Below are 16,573 nucleotides of genomic sequence, written 5' to 3'. Positions count from 1 at the left end.
TTTGTACCTTTGCATCATGGCAAGAGAAATTTTTGAAACCAAGCGAAAGGCCCTGAAAATAAATCTAAACCCAGAGATTTATGGAACCTTTGCAGAGATCGGTGCTGGACAGGAAGTCGCGCGTAACTTTTTCAACGCAGGAGCAGCATCAGGCACAATTGCTAAAACAATGTCAGCTTACGACATGGCTTTCAGTGATGCAATTTATGGTGAAGAGGCTGATGGTCGATATGTCAGCAGAACACGTTTAAAGAAAATGCTCTCCCATGAATTCAATCTTCTTACCCAACGACTTCATGGCGATAAATACTGCAACAAAAAATTCTTTGCCTTTGCAGATACCGTAACAACCCTCAATTTCACCAAGACAAATGAACCTCACGGCTGGATCGGACTTCGCTTCCAACATGAAGTTGGAGGCCCGACAAATGATATCATTGTCCATGTAAGACTGCTAGACAGCGACAACCAATTGCAACAAAAAGTTTTAGGTATAATTGGTGTAAACCTATTATTTGCGGCTTATTATTATACAGACAATGTGCAGACCATGATCGAATCATTGGTCGATAACCTTTCTGTTGGTTCCGTTGAGATTGACCTGGTTAAATTAAACGGGCCTCTATTTGAAAACGTCAACCAACGCCTAATCAACTTATACCTGATTGCAAAAGGATTTGCTAAAGCCGCAATATTCCAGCCTGATGGTAAAGCGGTGCAAATCAAAGATTATCTGTACAAAAAGAACATTATTTTACTTCGTACCAAATACCGTCAGAAATCCCTTCCTAACTTTGATCTCTTCAATCTTGCCGTTGAACAGTTCAAAAAAAATACGGGTGCAACCGACACAGACACCATTGTATTAATTGAGGTCCTGATGGGAAATGTGTTGGAAGATACGCATGAAATTACAGATGAAGACCTGCAAGAATTTGCTTCTAGAGCTGACGAACTATGTGCGACAGGCAATAATATTATCGTTAGCAACTTTAGAAGAAATAATCATTTAGCAGAGTTTATAAGCAACTTTAAGCCTAAGAACATTGGAATTGCAACCAACGTTTACAATTTAAAGAACATTTTCAATTCAGATAATTATAATAAAGAGTTATACACCAATGAACTTCTTTCCTACATCTCGGGGATGTTCAATAAAAATGTGAAACTCTACGCATATCCTTATCTCTTGAAAAAAGAAAATAAGATTATTACAACGCACAATATGCCGGTTTCTGAAGAAGCCAAACCTTTATTTGAATTCTTAATTAAAAACGGCTATATCATAGATATTGAAAATTACGATGAGAAATTTGTAAAAACCGTATAAGCAGATCGTCTTCAAAATTTTAATTTATTATATAGCCCAATTTTCCTAAATTGGGCTATATTTATTTTGTGCCTTATGAAGCAAGAAAATGTAATACTGGTTGACAGCAATGACAGGATGATTGGTAGCATGGAGAAATATGAAGCCCATGAAAAGGGGCTATTGCACCGTGCTTTTAGTGTATTTTTGTTCAATGACCAAGACGAATTGCTCCTGCAACAAAGAGCATTAAGTAAATACCACTGTGGCGGACTTTGGACCAATAGCTGCTGCTCGCATCAGCGCCTGGAAGAAAGTAACGTAGGCGCCGCCAAAAGGCGCTTAATGGAAGAATTAGGAATTACAGCTACAGCTCTTCAAGATGTCTTCTCGTTCGTTTATAAAGCTCAATTTGACAACGGACTTACGGAGCATGAATTCGATTATGTCTTATTCGGAAAATTTAATGGGACTCCAGAAATTAACGAAGAAGAAGTTGCCGCAACAAAATACATGAATCAACGGGAAATTCAAAATGAAATACAACACTCACCCGAGCAGTTTACCCCCTGGTTCAAACTAATCTATCAACGTGCGTTTGATACTTACTTTAGTATATATAAAAACAAATTATAACAATCTTATACCGTGCAAAAAAAGATCCTGCCTTTTAAAAAGCAGGATCTTTTTTGTCTTTAGTTTAGCGAATCGCTATAAGAATTTTTTATAGATGGAATACAGAATTTTAAGATCATTCTCACTCATGAACGCTGTATTTACGTCCTGCTGAATGTAGTGAATCTTAAATGCTTTTATTGCCGCATCGAGATTACTTACATCGTAACCGATAATACGTAATGCCATTTTCGGGTTAAAGTCTGCTGGAGGCACCTCTAAATAGTCCTCATACCAAAAGCCGAATCCTTGATCAGCCAGTTTTTTCCATGGGAAACGTGACGGATCGTTTTTTCGGGTTGGTGCCAAATCCATATGTCCAATAAAATTTGCCTGCGGGATTTTATAGGTCGTTTTTAAATAAGTCAACAACTGCGTCAAGGCGTTTATCTGGGCATCAGTCCAAGGATCAGTAGTCCCATTATTATCCAGCTCAATACCAATGGAAGAAGAATTGAGGTCCGTATCATTGCCCCATTTCCCCAAGCCCGCATGATGTGCACGATAGAGGTCATTGACCATCTGCACGACTTTTCCATCCCTACCTACCACATAATGGGAGCTCACACCTGCTTTCGCGGAATGAAATGTACGGATGGTCTGTCCCAAAGAATCCTGTGCAGTATGGTGAATGACAACAAAATTTGGTTTACGGATGCCAAAATTAATCGAGGCGATCCATTGTTGTTCCTTGACATTCACCTTCTCCAATTGACCGGTGACAGGCGATTGTTTATAGAGTTTTGAAAATTCTTTTGCTTGCTTCTTATATACCTTTTCAGTCTTCGCGTATTTCCCTCCCGCACAGGAAGCCAATAATGCTGTTGCGACACAAAGATTGATGGAAAATTTTAGTATCTTCATATTGAAATGTTTCAGCACAAACTAAGGTAAATTTGCCAACAAAAACAAATTTATTAGCTCCATCCTATTGTTAGGTATAATCTCCAAACACCCTTTTCTTATACATTGCGGAACAACGCCGCCTGCTTTTAAAAAAAAGCCCAAACCAATGTTTGAGCTTTTTCCATGTCAACTATGCATTTCCTGCTTAACTTAAATTACATTTTTTATTATTTCAGTGCGCTGAGGTTCAATTTTGACAAAAACCCCTTCAGCTCGTCCAGGCTATACCCATTTCCTCGGAGGGTAATTAGATAGCGGTCTTTCTCGAGATAACTTATCTCGGAGCTTTTTGCCGTTGAGCCTTCCACTCCTTTGCTATCCGTTGTTTTTGCCCGTTTACCTTCAAATTCGCCAGTTTTTTCTATTTCAGTATCTGTAATTTTCTCTGAATCTACCATGAAGCCCATTTGCGCCAAACCCACGATTGCCGAAGCAGTCTCGCCCGCGCCATCAATGATATTGACTTTAATTTCCTTCTGGTTATCGACAGTATAAGTAGCCTCTCCAGATACAACTTCTGCCCCGTACATTGATCCGCCAGAATAGGAAGTTCTTTTTAAACCATCTAAGCTTTCCGGTAAAAAAGCTTTCAACTCTTCCGAACTTAAAGGTTTCTCGGATTTAAGTTTGGCTTGAAGGTCTTCCAATTTTTTTGCCCCATCACTCAGATTACCCAAGTTGGATACTCCTTTAACCACATCCGAAATCCCAGTCTCTTTCTCCTTAGCATCTTCGCCGCCTCCACTGGATTTGCTGTTGCCGCAGCTCGCGACCAAAAGGCCCAGTCCTAAGAGAACAGGCATTACTTTCCATTGTCTTTTCATGATTATCAGTTTTAATTAAAACGCTAAAAAGAACAAAATAATATAATTAATCTAAATTTTAAAATCTGTTCGCATACGATCTTTAGACCTTAAAGCGCGACCTAAATTTCTACCTGTCACTTGTTTTACTCAGGTACTGCCGAATGGGACTGCGCTACACAAAAAAAGGCCCCTATACCAGTATAGAGGCCTTCCGTTATAACTACCGATATTATGCTTCGGCGTATTCTTCAATTGAAGGACACGAACAAATCAATGTACGGTCACCTTGAGAGTCGTTCACACGACCTACTGAAGGCCAGAATTTACGTTCTCTTACATACTCCAATGGGTATGCGGCAGTTTGACGACTGTAAGGTCTGTCCCACTCATCTGCTGTTACAACCGAAGCTGTATGTGGTGCATGTTTCAGTACATTGTTAGCTTGATCCACGTCTCCTGCTTCAACCGCAGCGATCTCTTCACGGATAGCAACTAATGCATCACAGAAACGATCCAATTCAGCCTTAGACTCCGATTCAGTAGGCTCAACCATCAATGTTCCTGCAACAGGGAAAGAAACAGTCGGTGCGTGGAAACCATAATCCATTAAACGTTTTGCAATATCTGCAACCTCTATACCGAAGTTTTTGAATCCACGGCAATCTAAGATCATTTCGTGTGCACAACGTCCGTTAGTACCTGAATAAAGTACTGGATACGCATTTTCTAAACGAGCTTTAATATAGTTTGCATTTAATATTGCTGTTCTTGTCGCATTTGTCAAGCCTTCACCACCCATCATTGAAATATAAGCGTGGGAAATAAGCAAGATTGATGCTGAACCAAATGGAGCTGCAGAAACAGCTGAGATACCCTCTTCACCAGAAGTCGAAACCACTTCGTGGTTAGGTAAGAAAGGAACTAAGTGTTTTGCAACACCGATAGGTCCCATACCTGGACCTCCACCACCGTGAGGAATACAGAATGTTTTATGAAGGTTCAAGTGACAAACATCGGCACCAATATGCCCTGGGCTTGTCAATCCAACCTGTGCATTCATGTTCGCACCGTCCATATAAACCTGACCGCCGTTTGCATGAACAATTTCACAGACTTCAATGATCGACTCTTCAAATACACCGTGTGTAGAAGGATAAGTCACCATCAGTGAGTTCAAGTTTGCAGCATGTTCAGTCGCTTTTGCTCTTAAATCTGGAATATCGATATTTCCTAATTCATCACATTTCACGACGACCACTTTTAAGCCTGCCATAGAAGCAGAAGCCGGGTTGGTTCCGTGTGCAGAAGCAGGGATCAAACAGATATTACGTCCATGATCACCACGGCTCTCATGGTAAGCACGGATAACCATCAGACCAGCATACTCGCCTTGTGCTCCTGAATTTGGTTGGAAACTCATCTTCGCAAAACCGGTAATTTCAGACAACCAATCGTTCAATTCACCGATCATTTGCATATATCCAGAAGTTTGATCTGTCGGAGCAAATGGATGTAAACCGCCAAATCTCGCCCAAGTAACTGGCACCATTTCAGCTGTAGCATTCAATTTCATCGTACATGAACCCAATGGAATCATCGAGTGGCAAAGCGATAAATCTTTTGCTTCCAACGATTTGATATAGCGCAACATCTCATGCTCAGAATGATAGCTATTAAAGTTTGGATGTGTTAAGTAAGCAGAAGTACGTACTAAATCGGCAGGAATTGAAGAACCTAAATTCTCTTCTAATGCATCGAAATCTACGTCATTCAATGTTTTACCTTGAATTTTAGCAAATACTTTGACAATCGTTTTAATATCTTCGTATGTAGTTGTTTCGTCGATAGCAATTGAAACTTCCGAACCATTATAATAGAAGTTTAATTCGTTATTTAATGCTTCAGATTTCAAAGCACCAGCATGAGCACCTAAGCCTACACGTAGTGTATCAAAATAAGCTGCATTCAATTGCGTATAACCCAAGGACTGTAATGCTTGATCCAACAGATTGGCCAATGCATTGATACGTGATGCTATATTTTTGATTCCTTCTGGGCCATGGTACACGGCATAGAAAGAAGCCATAATCGCTAAAAGAGCTTGTGCAGTACAAATATTTGAAGAAGCTTTATCACGACGGATGTGTTGCTCACGAGTCTGCAAAGCCATACGCAATGCATACTTGCCATTTGAATCGGAAGTAACACCAATAATACGACCAGGGATATTACGTTTAAAGCTGTCGCGTGTCGCAAAATATGCTGCATGAGGACCACCAAAGCCCATCGGTACGCCAAAACGTTGTGAATTACCAACAACAACATCTGCACCCCATTCTCCCGGAGGCGTTAACAATGCTAAACTCATCAAATCTGCCGCAGCACATACTGTAATATTCTTACTGTGAGCCGTAGCTGCAAATGATTTATAATCAACAATAGAACCATCCGCTGCAGGATATTGAACAAATACAGCAAATACATCATCTGTTAATTCTGATTCAGCAATAGCCGCAATTTTAAGTTCAATACCAAAAGACAAGGCACGGGTCTTCAATACATCAACCGTCTGCGCATAGGCATTGTCCGACACCAAGAATACATTAGCATTTTTATTTTTCCGAGCTGAATAAAGCATAAACATGGCTTCAGCTGCAGCCGTAGCTTCATCTAACAAAGAAGCATTTGCAATTTCTAAACCTGTGAAGTCACAAATTACAGTCTGGAAGTTCAATAAAGCTTGTAACCTACCTTGTGCGATCTCCGCCTGATAAGGTGTATACTGCGTATACCATCCTGGGTTTTCAAATACATTTCGTTGAATTACGCCCGGAAGGATTACATCGTAGTAACCTTGACCAATAAAAGATTTAAAAACTTTATTTTTCTCAGCGATTTCCGCAATACGCTTTAAATAGGCTACCTCAGACAATGCTTTAGGAAGATTTAAAGGTTTTGGAGCACGAATTTGAGAAGGGACCGTTTGGTCAATAAGTTGGTCAATTGACGAAACGCCTAATTTAGCCAACATTTCATTCGCTTCAACTGGACTTGGGCCATTGTGGCGACTTTCGAATTTTTCTTGGAAGTGTATATTGCTCATGTGTGCAAAAAGTTAACGCTTATAGATAGTTAGCGACATAATAATTAGGCAATTAACTCTCTTATAAACAGTCGTTTTTTGGATGAGCAAAGATAGCAAAATAAATGACTGAAAACGAAGCAAAAAAGTGGATAAAAAGTCAGTTTTACTGAGCTACTGAAATGCAATCGATTGTCTTTGTCAATTAATTTTTGGAATAACCTCAAACATACAGATTGTTCATTATAAATATAACAAACAATACAACAATCGCTTGCTACAATTTTAAAAAAACACAGGGTTATCTGTTATTTCACCTACGCATTTCTTTCATTACTTCACTATTCTTTTTTGCAATGCCAATGAATTTTCAATAAATTAGTATATGTACCAATTGTAAAGTGACTTCGAAATAACGATATACACTTTTTTGCTAAGAACAACTGATATCAAGGGTATTTTGCTATCAGGAATCTTAACAAAGAAAACATTATCCAGCTAGGGAAGGATCTCTTTTGACAAATGTAAATTATCACAAAAAACGAATATCATTTCTTTTTAACGAATATAAAACAGCGAAGTAACGATTATAAACCATGAGAAAACAGGTAACAGACAGCGTTCTTTTAGTAAGACCCTCTGTCTTCCGTAAAAATGAACAGACTGCGGTCAACAATTTCTTCCAAAAGGATATCGAAAATCTCAGTATAGAAGAAGTCAACAAAGAAGCGCAAGGAGAGTTTGACGCGCTAGTAAATGAATTGAAGTCACATGGAATTTTGGTGACTGTCATTCAGGACGACGAGAAATCAGAAAGCCCCGACAGTATATTCCCCAATAATATTGTCTCCTTTCATCAGGATGGAAAAATAATTTTCTATCCCATGTTTGCTCCCAATCGTCGAAAAGAACATTTATTGGATTTCGAAGGTCCATTGAAGCAAAACGGTTATTATGTAAAACTAACCAAGGATCTCAGTGAAGCCGAAAACAATAAGCAATATTTGGAGGGCACTGGCGCACTTGTCTTGGACCGCGCTCACCGTGTAGCCTACTGTGCCTTATCGGAAAGGGCAGACCGGGATATGCTCGACGAATACTGCAGGACTGAAAACTACACACCTGTTGTATTTCACGCCTTCCAAACTGTCAATGGAGAGCGGAGACCTATCTATCACACCAATGTGGTGCTAGCCGTAGGCGAAGACTTTGCCATCTTATGCCCACAGGCAATCGATAATCAGGCTGAGCTCCAAACCCTACTGAAGAGTCTAAAAGATACAGGCAAAGAGATCATTGAAATCAATGAGAACCAACTCGAATCTTTTGCAGCAAACTGCCTCCAGGTGAGAAATAAATATGGCAATCGTTTTATTGTCCTAAGCAATCAGGCTTTATCTTCATTGACTTTATACCAAACAGCGCAATTAGAAAAGCATGGTAAAATCATCCATCAAGATCTACATGTTATCGAGACATGTGGTGGTGGAAGTGTACGTCACATGATGGCTGAAGTTTTTCTTCCGAAAGAAAACATACTGAGCTAGTCCCAAGCATAATGATGCAGTTAGGCTGCTCTTTTTAAAATAAGCCTATTTTACCTAATCAGGCTTATTTAATAGACAAATAAAAATGCCCCTTGGAGCCATTGCTCTCAGGGGCATTATCTTTTCTAAAACAATCTAATTCCTATTTCTCCAGTCAATTTAGAACGAATACCTCAAACCTAATTGGAATTGGTAAGGATTCCCTGAAGGCGATACAATACCAGAGTTGTTCAATCTATAATTGAACTGTTGCTTAACAGGGTCGAATGCAGGAATTTCGGGATTTCCATTTGCTGCCGCTGTTTTTGATACAGCATACAACGATTGATTACCTAAAGATTCATTGACTCCCCAAGTTTTCTTAAAGAGATTCGCAACATTGAACACGTCTGCTGAAAGCTCTAAAGCATGTGTTTTGTAAAGGTTGAATTTTTTAGCTATTCTTAAATCAATCAAACCATAAAAGCTATTGATACCGCCATTTCTTTCGGCCATCTTACCTTCGTACTTTTTAATATAATCTTTCAGACTTTGACTGGCTTCACCATTCGCCAACAATGCATTCATGGCATCAGCCAAAGCCTTTGGTGTATTTGTACTATTGGGATCGAAAATAAAGGCTAAATCATTCGAATTGGATACAAAATCGCCATTGATATTACCTCCAGCAAGCAAGCTGTAGCGTGTTCCACCAATTCCCGAATAACGAACCCCTACACTGACACCATAAAATGTAGGTAGTGTACCATAAATAACAATTTTATTTCGGAATTGATTATTCGAATAACTCATCTTACTCAAATCTCTTGGATCATCTTTTACCGCCAGCGATAGGGTCGCTGTATTGGCAACATTTCCATTGTAGGATGTGTTATCTTTCGCATCGTTCCACGTGTAGCTTACAGAAATCGATCCGTCTTTGTAGTATTGATAACTCGCGTCCAATACAACTGCAAACTGATTTACTTTTCCTTCGGAATTTAATTCTAACACGCGTCCAAACTTATTGGAAATCCTTCCCTGTTTCCAATCTGGAACACCATTGACAATAGCCGTCGCTGGTACGAATACCCCACGATTATCTTCATTCGCCAATCTAAAGAACGGATCTTGAACCATATTACGATCAACATACATGTAGTTGTTGCGTCCTAGATTCATATATCCTGAAAGACTCGCTTTTAACTTTTCCGTAAAGAAATGTGTGTAAGATACATTGGCCTTGTACACCACTGGTATTTTCGCATCAGCTCCATAGGTGTTGATCGTTGGCACCTGAAATTGTGCCAGGGTTGGCGTTGTTGACGGATCATTTCTGTACCCCACAAAATTAGGTGTAGGCACATCGTTACCACGAACATCCACTGTCGCAAAATGCTTCCCATCAAAAGTTAAATTATTGATGGTCATATAATTATTAATATCAGATGCAAAAATACCTGCTCCTACACGGAAAAAATCTTTTCGTTCTTCATTCACATCCCAAGTCATCTGGAAACGAGGCTGTACAACAAAAGATTTCAACTTGTGATCTGTACGTACCCCCACTTCTTTCAGCAATTCTTCATTCAGTGGAGAGGTTGGATAATGACCATAATCCAATCGTAGTCCCGCAACCAAATCCAATCCTTTCGCCAATTTGGTCTGCAACTGTCCATACGCACCAGCATTAAATATCTTACCGATCACAGTTGGATCGGCCACCAAAGGGACCTCCCGGTAAAATGCATAAGGTTTTAGGTTTGCAAAATTTTGCAATGCCGTATTGTTCGCATCGTCCCTAAAATGAAAACGTCCGTTGACTTCACTTCCGTAAATCGAATTTGCATGTGTATACATCAAATCCACACCAAACGTGTAATTGATATTATCTGTACTGTAATAAAGGTTATTGACCAACTGTACGACATTATTCTTAAAGGACTCCTGTGCAAACCGGTGACCGCCTAATTGAATATTGGTCGACAAATTACTTCCGTCAATGGTAGACACCACATTCTCTACAATGGCACGGGGAATATTTTGACTAGGCAACATATCTCCAGGACTACTTTTTTGAAAAGTATAAAGATGTTGCAATTTCAGTTCATTGGTAAGCTTTGGGGAAATGGAAGTACGTAAAGTTGCTAAAAAACTGTTATCAATATTCTTGTCATTTCCGTATGATTCATATAAATTGATGGCGGTATTATCCTCTAGACCAAGCTTATTGAGGTCACTTGTAAAGTTATTCCGTATTGTCAATAAGTTCTTTTCATTGATCTGCCAATCTATACGACCAAATATGGCATCAGAATTTCGTTTCTTATCGAAAGAACCATATTGCCTATCATTACTCAATCCATATTTTTCACGTCCTATACGGATATACTCATCTAGGGTCGATTGTGTAACATTGAAACGCTTTTCATCTGCTGGCGAATTGATATCGGCGATAATCAAGGGGCGGGCATCGCGTTGATGATCCCAAGCTACAAAATAATGCAACTTGTCTTTAATGATGGGACCGCCTAATGTAAATCCATATTGATAAGTAGAGAAATCATTGCTTCGTTTATTTCCTCTAATATCGTATGGGCTAGACAACCAATCGGCCCTTGAATAAAGCCATGCGCTTCCGTGCGTTTGATTTGTTCCTTGTTTGGTTACCGCACTGACTGTTCCTCCCCCTGCTCTTCCATAAGTCACATCATATTGGTTGGTGACCACTTTAAATTCACGAACGGCTTCTATTGAAATGGAGAACGGAGCACCACTACGACTGGTTGTTGAACCTGCAGAAGTCGGGTTTTTGGCATTCATACCATCAATCGTAAAATTAGTAGAGGAACCCAACTGACCACCGATATTATCTCCCTTACTCAAAGGAGACAGGTCCATCAGCGAAGTAAAATTCCGACCGTTGACAGGCAATTTCGCAATATCCTTGGCTGTAACCGCTGTAGCAGCACCTAGATTTTCTATTTTGTTCTTTAGGGTACTTATTCCTGTTAATTCAACCGTTTCTAATACATTTGAGGTATTTTGGATAGGAATCCTCAGGCGGACCATATCGCCTTGATTTAAATTAAATCCCGAACGCACTTGTTCGCCATAGCCTATATAAGTTACTTTGATTGTGTAGGGGCCGCCTAAAGGCAACTCCTTAAAGTTGAAATCGCCATTTGCATTGGTCGAAGTCTTCGTTGTGAAACCCGTTGATTCATTACGTACTTCAATTGAAGCTCCGTGAACTCCTTTATCATTTTCGTCCGTAATCTTGCCGGAAAACCCGGCTTGGGTCGTTTGGGCGTACAAACCTGTTCCAAGCGCAATGGCACATGTTGTGAGTAAAAATTCTTTCATTTAGTTGTTGGTTGTGATAATGAAAGCAAAACTACACTGGAACTGTTAACAGGAGCTAAACGAAATATTATGAAATTATAAACAAAGCATTTTAAAATATATATTAATAAAAATGAAAGCACTTTTGAAAAAAACAAGGCAATATCGGAACATGCAACAAAAGCATTTTAAATAGGGATAGAAATAGACCGTATCTGCAAAAAGTCTACATGATTCGTAAAAACCAACAGAAATGATCCGAACCGAAGGTCTTTCTTGCGAATAACATCACAAAAAAAAGTCAGCCGAAACTGACTTTCTAATACAAAATTGTAAACTTAAAATCCAATGGATTAAAGTATTTGTAAAGATCCCTAAATAGGTTATCTCCGTATTTGACATAGAGTAACGCGAAATTTTCAGACCTTTCCTGTAGTCCTCCGCCAGGAAAGAGCTTTTCCTTCACATTATCAATATCCGTTAAAGCATGTTGATGATTTCGCTTTTCGGCTTTCATCAGCTTTTTCTCTAAATTATTGATCGCTTTTTTTAACCGCGCTTTTACGGCTTCGGTACTAGGACCCAAACTTGGATCTATTTTATGAGTTCGTAACCTTATCTTACCAAAAATAGCGTTCAGCTCCATCCATTCGTCATTGAGATTCAGACGTTCTTTAGTATGGCGTCGAACATATTCTTTTTTCAGCACTTCTGCCGGACGAAAGATACTCTTAAACGTTAGATCAACGCGAAATAATTTAGCCGCAATGTTGTCCTCTGTTATCATAGCTGAATTGCGCGGTATCAAAATTGGAAAATCTACCTGATATTGGTCAAAGTTAGACTTCAATTGCATCCAGTAGACCATTTCGGCGCCACCGCCAATATAAGCAAGATTGGGAAGTATAATTTCTTGATACATCGGACGCATAACCACATTTGGACTGAAACGCTCTGGATAATGATCAATCTCATGTTCAAGCTCAGCCTTCGTAAAATAAATATTCTGGTGCAATACTTCGTATCGACCATCCGCAGCGAGCACCAAGCGCTCCCTAAAGTCATCCGTCAAATAAAAGAAATTAATCTCACGAGCATGCACTTGGGTAGAGAAACCATTTGATTCCAGCTCTTCCGATCGCGCTGTTATTGCCTTAAAGCTTTTTTCAGATAAGATATCTTCCTTAATAATTGGCTTGAACAGTTCCTTCAATTCCCGGTCATCCGCATCGACGATCAAAAGACCGTAAGACTTAAACAACTCATTGACCATATACCGTGTTGCATCTGCTAATCGATCATGGTTCAAATAGGCTTCTTCCACAATCCGTGTAAGTTTAGTCGAATTTTCGGAAAGCCCTAAAATATTTGTGTACTGCTTCACAGCATCAATGATCGTTGCTGTATCCATTCGCCCGGTAGCAGAAACTGCAGGTGTATCCCAACTAATTTTCTTACCGAAGACTTTCGTATGGTTGATTTCTTCAAAATCATGATCTTCGGTCGCCATCCAATATACAGGAACAAAATTTTTATCGGGGTGTTTGCTCTTCAAATCTTCGGACAAACGTATTGCCGTCATGATTTTAAAAATAAAATACAAAGGTCCGGTAAAAATATTGAGCTGATGTCCCGTCGTGATGGTATAAGAATTCTGGTCGAGCAACAGCTCTATATTGGCAGCTACAGCAGGAGAATCCTTTAATAGCTCACCATATTGATTTTTAAGACGCTCAACAAGAATCTCCCGGTGTTCAAATTTCTTCTTTTCGTTCAATTGCTTTTCAAAACCAGCCCAAGTAGGCCAGTTTCCAACAAAAGATTTTAAGGCTTCATCATGCGCCAAATAAGCCAATAAAGTCTTAGAGAAGCTATTTGTTTCACTATATTCAATATAAGTTGCCTTCATCTGCAAATTTTATTAATTATTCTCTATTCTTAATTGATAACGAAAATCCCCCAAAGCAAGCTGACATGGCAGTGCATCTTTTTCGCTAAATAGAACCTATTTTCAATTTTAATCAGAAGGATGATTCACCATGAAACGACAGGCTTTCTTGAATCTGATTTTAAACGGCTATAGATTGTTTAAAATGGGGATTGTACGCTTACAAATGTATCTAGTTTGCGTCGACAAAATAGTGAATTTTCACAAAAAGCTTGTCCCGCTTTTAAATTATATCATTTTACTGACAATTGTCTAAAAACAAACGGGCCTCCTTTGAATAAAGGAGGCCCGTTTGTTTCTATTATCATCTATAAGCTTTTAAACTTATTTCCTTACAATCTCACCATATAGATCGAAATCTTCAGCTCGGTCGATTTTTACCTGAACAAAATCACCAATACGTGCATAAGAATCTACAGCAGGAATCAAAACCTCATTGTCGACTTCTGGAGAATCGTATTCTGTGCGGCCAATAAAGTAATCGCCGTCTACCCGATCAACCAATACTTTATACGTATTGCCCACTTTGGACTGATTGATATCATACGAAATACCTTGCTGTACTTCCATGATAGCTTCCACACGCTCTTCTTTTACTTCCTGTGGCACATTATCCTCTAGCGAATGTGCGTGCGTCTTTTCTTCATGAGAATAGGTAAAACAGCCTAACCTGTCAAAACGGGTCTCTTCAACCCAATCCAACATCTCCTGGAAATCCTGTTCAGTTTCACCTGGATAACCACAAATTAATGTTGTACGCAACGCGATATCTGGAACTTTGTCACGTATTGCATTGACAAGATCGATCTGTTTCTGTTTCGTTGTACCCCTTCGCATAGACTTCAACATCGGATCAGATATATGTTGCAATGGCATATCCAAGTAATTACAGATATTTGAACGTTCATTCATGGCGTCCAAAATATCCATTGGGAAACCCGAAGGATAGGCATACTGCAGTCTGATCCATTCGATACCATCAACATCTGACAAATGGCGCATTAAATCAGAAAGATTGCGCTTTCCATAGATATCTAAGCCATAATAGGTCAGATCTTGTGCAATCAGAATCAATTCTTTCGTGCCATTCGACGCGAGAAATTTTGCTTCTTTCACAAGATCGTCAATGGATTTGGAAACGTGTTTACCACGCATCAAGGGAATTGCACAAAAAGAGCAGGGACGGTTACATCCTTCAGCAATCTTAAAGTAAGAAAAATGCGAAGGAGTTGTCAATAAGCGTTCGCCCAACAATTCATGCCGATAATCAGCACCAATGGATGACAATAGCTCCGGCAAATCATTCGTACCGAAAAAGGCATCAACATTGGGGATTTCAGACTGCAGCTCTGGCTTATATCGTTCAGAAAGACAACCTGTAACGATCACTTTATTGATTTTACCCTGATCTTTTAGATCCGAATATTGTAAGATCGCATCAATTGATTCCTGTTTGGCATTATCAATAAAACCGCAGGTATTGATGACAACAATATCATTCTCCTGTATATTGGATGCTTCATGAACGACTTCCATCTGATTGCCCTTTAACTGGCCCATCAGGACTTCACTATCGTGAATATTTTTCGAACAGCCCAAGGTCACCACATTGACACGTGGTTTATTGATCAAAGGCGCTGGTTTCGCGTATTTTGTCTTCATATGATTAGAAGGTAGACTCTATTTGAAAAGGGAGTCCACAAATTCCTTTTTGTTAAACAACTGAAGATCACCTATTTTCTCTCCTACACCAATGTATTTCACCGGGATCTTAAATTGATCAGATATACCAATAACCACCCCACCCTTAGCCGTTCCATCGAGTTTAGTCAATGCTAAGGCATTCACATCCGTTGCCTGCGTAAACTGCGTACATTGCTCAATGGCATTTTGTCCTGTCGATGCATCCAAGACCAACAAGATTTCATGTGGTGCACCTGGAACAACCTTCTGCATCACATTTTTGATCTTCGTGAGCTCATTCATGAGGCCAACCTTATTGTGCAAACGGCCTGCGGTATCAATGATACACACATCTTCACCATTTGCCACTGCCGATTTCACGGTATCATAGGCCACTGAAGCAGGATCCGAGCCCATTGCCTGAGCGACAACACGCACGCCAACACGCTCACCCCATAATCTAAGTTGATCAACAGCAGCTGCCCGAAAGGTATCCGCTGCCCCCAATACAACTTTGCTTCCAGCTTGTTTCAGCTGATGAGCCAGTTTGCCAATGGTCGTTGTTTTGCCAACCCCATTAACACCTACAACCATAATGACATATGGTTTATGATCGCCATAATTGAAATTCTCGAAATCAGCACTATTGTTCTCTGCCAGTAGCGTTTGAATTTCCTCTTTCAGGAGATTGTTTAGCTCAGAAGTAGAAACGTACTTATCGCGGGCAACACGGGCTTGTATGCGATCAATGATTTTTAAGGTAGTCGTAACCCCAACATCAGAAGTAACCAAAACTTCTTCCAGATTATCCAGCACATCGTCATCTACTGTTGACTTACCAACGACAGCTTTTGTAATCTTGGAAAGAAAGCCTTCTTTTGTTTTTTCCAAACCTTTATCTAAGGCCTGTTCTTCTTCTTGTGTTTGTGGTTTTTTCTTAAAAAAATCAAATAATCCCATGGAGTGTAGTAGTGAAAATTGATGTTCAAATATAAACAAATGTCTGCAACAAAAAAAGCCCTTTCGGTAGGATACCAAAACGGCTATTTTTATCGAATTCTTTTTAAAGAAAAACTTTAAAAAAGGAAAATGCTACTAGTTATTTTTGAGCTGCTGCAACTGCGTCTTTCACTTTATCGTTGTGAACCATACCTTCTTTGAAAGTATACGCGCCAGTTTTTGCAGATTTAGTAGTAATAATAACCTTTGTAAATTCTTTACCGCCACCTTTTTGTAACGATGCAACTGCTTTCTTTGCCATGGTATATTAATATTTTACTTAGCTTCTCTTTC

General features: G+C 39.5%; 11 protein-coding genes. 3 read left to right on the top strand and 8 right to left on the bottom strand.

Annotation, left to right across the window (positions count from 1 at the left end):
• The first annotated feature begins 16 nt into the window (after positions 1-16).
• Together GVK91_RS15955 and idi are read left to right on the top strand one after the other, a co-directional pair.
• Positions 17-1,330, top strand: coding sequence for a nicotinamide mononucleotide adenylyltransferase (locus GVK91_RS15955; protein WP_153845321.1), 1,314 nt, complete (start codon positions 17-19; stop codon positions 1,328-1,330).
• Positions 1,331-1,405: 75 nt separating this feature from the next.
• The gene (gene idi / locus GVK91_RS15950; RefSeq protein ID WP_159730030.1) at positions 1,406-1,945 is read left to right on the top strand and encodes an isopentenyl-diphosphate Delta-isomerase; all 540 of its coding nucleotides are present in this window, start codon (positions 1,406-1,408) and stop codon (positions 1,943-1,945) included.
• Positions 1,946-2,020: 75 nt separating this feature from the next.
• On the opposite strand, the gene GVK91_RS15945 is transcribed toward idi, so the two are convergent.
• From GVK91_RS15945 to gcvP, 3 genes are all read right to left on the bottom strand, one after another.
• Positions 2,021-2,848, bottom strand: coding sequence for an N-acetylmuramoyl-L-alanine amidase (locus GVK91_RS15945; RefSeq protein ID WP_159730028.1), 828 nt, complete (start codon positions 2,846-2,848; stop codon positions 2,021-2,023).
• 209 nt (positions 2,849-3,057) lie between these two features.
• Entirely contained in the window at positions 3,058-3,714 is a 657-nt protein-coding gene (locus GVK91_RS15940; protein ID WP_153845319.1) for a hypothetical protein, read from the bottom strand.
• Between the two features lie 211 nt (positions 3,715-3,925).
• On the bottom strand, positions 3,926-6,799 hold the full coding sequence (gcvP, locus tag GVK91_RS15935) for an aminomethyl-transferring glycine dehydrogenase (protein ID WP_159730026.1): 2,874 nt from the start codon (positions 6,797-6,799) through the stop codon (positions 3,926-3,928).
• A 575-nt stretch (positions 6,800-7,374) separates the two neighbouring features.
• Here gcvP and ctlX point away from each other — a divergent pair.
• Positions 7,375-8,325: a citrulline utilization hydrolase CtlX gene (ctlX, locus tag GVK91_RS15930; RefSeq protein WP_153845317.1), complete on the top strand. Its 951-nt coding sequence runs from the start codon at positions 7,375-7,377 to the stop codon at positions 8,323-8,325.
• 159 nt (positions 8,326-8,484) lie between these two features.
• Here ctlX and GVK91_RS15925 read toward each other — a convergent pair whose 3' ends face one another.
• The 5 genes from GVK91_RS15925 to GVK91_RS15905 all read right to left on the bottom strand — a co-directional run bounded on the left by GVK91_RS15925 (position 8,485) and on the right by GVK91_RS15905 (position 16,541).
• Positions 8,485-11,670 carry a TonB-dependent receptor gene (locus GVK91_RS15925; RefSeq protein WP_153845316.1) on the bottom strand — a complete coding sequence of 1,062 codons (3,186 nt, stop codon included), beginning with the start codon at positions 11,668-11,670 and terminating at the stop codon, positions 8,485-8,487.
• A 298-nt stretch (positions 11,671-11,968) separates the two neighbouring features.
• Positions 11,969-13,558, bottom strand: a complete 1,590-nt coding sequence (gene bshC, locus GVK91_RS15920) for a bacillithiol biosynthesis cysteine-adding enzyme BshC (RefSeq protein ID WP_153845315.1) — start codon at positions 13,556-13,558, stop codon at positions 11,969-11,971.
• A 363-nt stretch (positions 13,559-13,921) separates the two neighbouring features.
• Entirely contained in the window at positions 13,922-15,259 is a 1,338-nt protein-coding gene (gene rimO, locus GVK91_RS15915; protein WP_153845314.1) for a 30S ribosomal protein S12 methylthiotransferase RimO, read from the bottom strand.
• A gap of 18 nt (positions 15,260-15,277) precedes the next feature.
• Complete coding sequence (ftsY, locus tag GVK91_RS15910) at positions 15,278-16,240, bottom strand: signal recognition particle-docking protein FtsY (RefSeq protein ID WP_153845313.1); 963 nt, start codon at positions 16,238-16,240, stop codon at positions 15,278-15,280.
• A 139-nt stretch (positions 16,241-16,379) separates the two neighbouring features.
• Positions 16,380-16,541 carry a DUF4295 domain-containing protein gene (locus GVK91_RS15905; protein ID WP_153845312.1) on the bottom strand — a complete coding sequence of 54 codons (162 nt, stop codon included), beginning with the start codon at positions 16,539-16,541 and terminating at the stop codon, positions 16,380-16,382.
• Positions 16,542-16,573 lie beyond the last annotated feature (32 nt).

The sequence above is a fragment of the Sphingobacterium sp. 18053 genome, from assembly GCF_902706145.1.
Taxonomy (GTDB): Bacteria; Bacteroidota; Bacteroidia; order Sphingobacteriales; family Sphingobacteriaceae; genus Sphingobacterium; species Sphingobacterium paramultivorum.
Note: the sequence above shows the minus strand (reverse complement) of the source record. Positions and strands in the feature narration are given on the sequence as shown.

Bases quoted from the DNA above. Each gene is read 5' to 3' on its own strand.
- GVK91_RS15955 (WP_153845321.1), top strand. From the start codon at position 17: ATGGCAAGAGAAATTTTTGAAACCAAGCGAAAGGCCCTGAAAATAAAT.
- idi (WP_159730030.1), top strand. From the start codon at position 1,406: ATGAAGCAAGAAAATGTAATACTGGTTGACAGCAATGACAGGATGATT.
- GVK91_RS15945 (WP_159730028.1), bottom strand. From the start codon at position 2,848: ATGAAGATACTAAAATTTTCCATCAATCTTTGTGTCGCAACAGCATTA.
- GVK91_RS15940 (WP_153845319.1), bottom strand. From the start codon at position 3,714: ATGAAAAGACAATGGAAAGTAATGCCTGTTCTCTTAGGACTGGGCCTT.
- gcvP (WP_159730026.1), bottom strand. From the start codon at position 6,799: ATGAGCAATATACACTTCCAAGAAAAATTCGAAAGTCGCCACAATGGC.
- ctlX (WP_153845317.1), top strand. From the start codon at position 7,375: ATGAGAAAACAGGTAACAGACAGCGTTCTTTTAGTAAGACCCTCTGTC.
- GVK91_RS15925 (WP_153845316.1), bottom strand. From the start codon at position 11,670: ATGAAAGAATTTTTACTCACAACATGTGCCATTGCGCTTGGAACAGGT.
- bshC (WP_153845315.1), bottom strand. From the start codon at position 13,558: ATGAAGGCAACTTATATTGAATATAGTGAAACAAATAGCTTCTCTAAG.
- rimO (WP_153845314.1), bottom strand. From the start codon at position 15,259: ATGAAGACAAAATACGCGAAACCAGCGCCTTTGATCAATAAACCACGT.
- ftsY (WP_153845313.1), bottom strand. From the start codon at position 16,240: ATGGGATTATTTGATTTTTTTAAGAAAAAACCACAAACACAAGAAGAA.
- GVK91_RS15905 (WP_153845312.1), bottom strand. From the start codon at position 16,541: ATGGCAAAGAAAGCAGTTGCATCGTTACAAAAAGGTGGCGGTAAAGAA.